The following is a 723-nucleotide window of genomic DNA, read 5'->3' as shown; positions in this document are numbered from 1 at the left end:
ATGAACAACAGTATTGAAGGGCTGAATTACGACCGCATTAGCGTCGTGATCGTGCCATCTTCGGAGGTGCGAGTGACGACTCAAAGCAACCAATTTAAAAGCATTTTGTCGGTGCAAGTTACCAAAGAAACGGCGAACCATCTCATCGGGATTTTAGTGTTTATGGTACTGCTATTGATTGGCTCGAATGTCGCGACGTTCACGTGGTGCCGCAGGAGCGCAAAGCGTGGTTAAACCTGAAACACCGATGGCTCAGGTACTGCATCAGTTCAACTACTGCCCATGTCAGTACCTAGAGCAAAACTGGATCGTGCCAAAACAGCCTTGGCTTCTTAATTTGGATGGCTGGCGAGATAACCCAAACTTCAACCTTTGGTGTTTAGAAGAGTGGGCGCTTGCGCCTGTTCCAGAAACGGCTTTTAACAAGCCACACCATAGCTTGGCTCTGCTTCCTCCTGATGCGCTCAGTACGTTAATGCTCACCATTGGCGGGGCGTTGCACAGTTTTGCGATGCGCCAAGTGGTACTTAAAAAGCCCAAGCAGTGTTTGAACAACGTGTTTGGTTTGGATGTCGCCCGTTTTCTTATTCAGCAAGGGCCGATGTTGTTGTCACAATGGCCGAAAGGTTGGCAAAAAGCGCTACCAGACATGATGAAAGAAGACGAAGTTGAACGTCACATGCTCAAACAGGGCTACGCATGGATGAAGTTTATCTTAGCGAG

At 48.4% G+C, this 723-nt stretch carries 1 protein-coding gene and 1 pseudogene; both read left to right on the top strand.

Annotated elements, in window-relative coordinates; translation table 11 throughout:
- Positions 1–234: pseudogene (gene vscJ, locus R7R24_RS26785) on the top strand (SctJ family type III secretion inner membrane ring lipoprotein Vsc); the annotation flags it as partial.
- The coding region (gene vscK, locus R7R24_RS26780; RefSeq protein WP_318120127.1) for a SctK family type III secretion system sorting platform protein VscK at positions 227–723 on the top strand (497 nt) is incomplete at its 3' end. The pseudogene vscJ and the gene vscK, both read left to right, overlap by 8 nt.

This window comes from Vibrio sp. 704, from assembly GCF_033339295.1.
This window is presented reverse-complemented; position numbering and strand designations above follow the sequence as displayed.